Annotated in this window: 1 rRNA gene; it reads right to left on the reverse strand. The window is 50.1% G+C overall.

The features are described 5' to 3' along the window. Positions 1-2,903, reverse strand: a 23S ribosomal RNA gene (locus tag I2A66_RS16615). Between the last annotated feature and the right edge of the window lie 10 nt (positions 2,904-2,913).

A 2,913-nucleotide genomic window follows, 5' to 3' on the forward strand; every position in this document is an offset into this window, starting at 1 on the left:
TTGGTCAAGTCCTCGACCTATTAGTATCGATAAGCTAAATACATTACTGCACTTACACCTTCGACCTATCAACCAGGTAGTCTTCCTGGGGTCTTACCCTTACGGTGGGAAATCTTATCTTGAAGTCGGCTTCGCGCTTAGATGCTTTCAGCGCTTATCCATTCCGCACTTAGCTACCCAGCTATGCCCTTGGCAGAACAACTGGTACACCAGAGGTGCGTCCATCCCGGTCCTCTCGTACTAAGGACAGGTCTCCTCAAATTTCCTACGCCTGCGACGGATAGGGACCGAACTGTCTCACGACGTTCTGAACCCAGCTCGCGTACCACTTTAATGGGCGAACAGCCCAACCCTTGGGACCTACTACAGCCCCAGGATGTGATGAGCCGACATCGAGGTGCCAAACCTCCCCGTCGATGTGGACTCTTGGGGGAGATAAGCCTGTTATCCCCAGGGTAGCTTTTATCCGTTGAGCGATGGCCCTTCCATGCGGAACCACCGGATCACTAAGTCCGACTTTCGTCCTTGCTCGACCTGTATGTCTTGCAATCAAGCTCTCTTGTGCCTTTACACTCTACGTACGATTTCCGACCGTACTGAGAGAACCTTTGAGCGCCTCCGTTACTTTTTGGGAGGCGACCGCCCCAGTCAAACTGCCCACCTGACAGTGTCCCAAGACCAGATTCATGGCCTATGGTTAGAGTCCCAGTACTACAAGGGTGGTATCCCAAGGATGACTCCACGCAAACTGGCGTTCACGCTTCATAGTCTCCCACCTATCCTGTACATGTAGTACCAAGACCCAATGTCAAGCTACAGTAAAGCTCCATGGGGTCTTTCCGTCCTGTCGCAGGTAACCGGCATCTTCACCGGTATTACAATTTCACCCAGTCTGTTGTTGAGACAGTGCCCAAATCGTTACGCCTTTCGTGCGGGTCGGAACTTACCCGACAAGGAATTTCGCTACCTTAGGACCGTTATAGTTACGGCCGCCGTTTACTGGGGCTTAAGTTCACTGCTTCGATTGCTCTAACAGATCCCCTTAACCTTCCAGCACCGGGCAGGCGTCAGCTCCTATACATCGTCTTGCGACTTAGCAGAAACCTGTGTTTTTGGTAAACAGTCGCTTGGGCCTATTCTCTGCGGCCTGTCATAGACAGGCACCCCTTCTCCCGAAGTTACGGGGTCATTTTGCCGAGTTCCTTAACAACAGTTCTCTGGCTGGCCTTAGGATACTCTCCTCACCCACCTGTGTCGGTTTGCGGTACAGGCACCTTTAACCTCGATAGAGACTTTTCTCGACAGTGTGAAATCAGCTACTTCGCTACTAAATTTCGCTCCGCATCACATCCTAGCATTATTCCTACGGATTTGCCTGTAGGAACTGCCTCAATGCTTGCCCGTACATAACCAACAGTACGGTTAGCTTATCCTTCTGTGTCATCCCATTTCTCAAACGGTTATTGGTGGTACAGGAATATCAACCTGTTGTCCATCACCTACGCCTTTCGGCCTCGGCTTAGGTCCTGACTAACCCAGGGCGGACGAACCTTCCCCTGGAAACCTTGGGTTTACGGCCTGTGGGATTCTCACCCACATCTCGCTACTCATGCCAACATTCTCACTCGTATACTGTCCACATGTCCTTACGGTCATGCTTCAACCTGCATACGAAGCTCCCCTACCCATCATAATGATGCCGTAGCTTCGGTAGTACGTTTTAGCCCCGGAAATTTTCGGCGCAGGATCACTCGACCAGTGAGCTATTACGCACTCTTTAAATGAGTGGCTGCTTCTAAGCCAACATCCTGGTTGTCTGTGCAATCCCACATCCTTTACCACTTAACGTACATTTAGGGACCTTAGCTGACGATCTGGGCTGTTGCCCTTTTGACTATGAATCTTATCACCCACAGTCTGACTCCCAAGTATAAGAATACGGCATTCGGAGTTTGATAGTCTTCGGTAAGTGCAATACCCCCTAGGACATTCAGTGCTCTACCTCCGCTTCTCTCAACCTTGAGGCTAGCCCTAAAGCTATTTCGGGGAGAACCAGCTATCTCCGGGCTCGATTGGAATTTCACCGCTATCCACAAGTCATCCCCGAGCTTTTCAACGCTCGTGGGTTCGGTCCTCCACGAAATTTTACTTTCGCTTCAACCTGCTCATGGATAGGTCGCCCGGTTTCGGGTCTACGCCAAGTAACTTAAATCGCCCATTTAAGACTCGCTTTCGCTACGGCTCCACACCTTAAGTGCTTAACCTTGCTACTTAACGTAACTCGTTGGCCCGTTCTACAAAAAGTACGCGGTCACACAAGTAATGTGCTCCCACAGCTTGTAAGTACAGGGTTTCAGGTTCTATTTCACTCCCCTCCCGGGGTTCTTTTCACCTTTCCCTCACGGTACTATGCGCTATCGGTCACTAGGTAGTATTTAGGCTTGGAGGATGGTCCCTCCTGCTTCCCACAGGGTTTCACGTGTCCCGTGGTACTCTGGATCACATCTAAAGTCTTCTCGTTTCAGCTACGGGGCTATTACCCTTTATAGCGGAGCTTTCCAACTCTCTTCACTTACGATACCTCTTCGTTTATGACGTGTCCGCAACCCCAACAAAGCAAGCTTTATTGGTTTGGCCTGTTCCGCGTTCGCTCGCCGCTACTTACGGAATCGATTTTTCTTTCTCTTCCTCCAGGTACTTAGATGTTTCAGTTCCCCGGGTTCCCCTCGCTAAGCTATGTATTCACTTAACGATACTTAGACATTACTCTAAGTGAGTTTCCTCATTCGGAAATCTTCGGATCAAAGTTTACGTGCAACTCCCCGAAGCTTATCGCAGCTTATCACGTCCTTCATCGGCTCCTAGTGCCAAGGCATCCGCCCTGCACCCTTAATAACTTGACCAGTTATTAAA

Source organism: Romboutsia sp. 1001713B170207_170306_H8 (genome assembly GCF_015550495.1).
Lineage (GTDB): Bacteria > Bacillota > Clostridia > Peptostreptococcales > Peptostreptococcaceae > Romboutsia_E.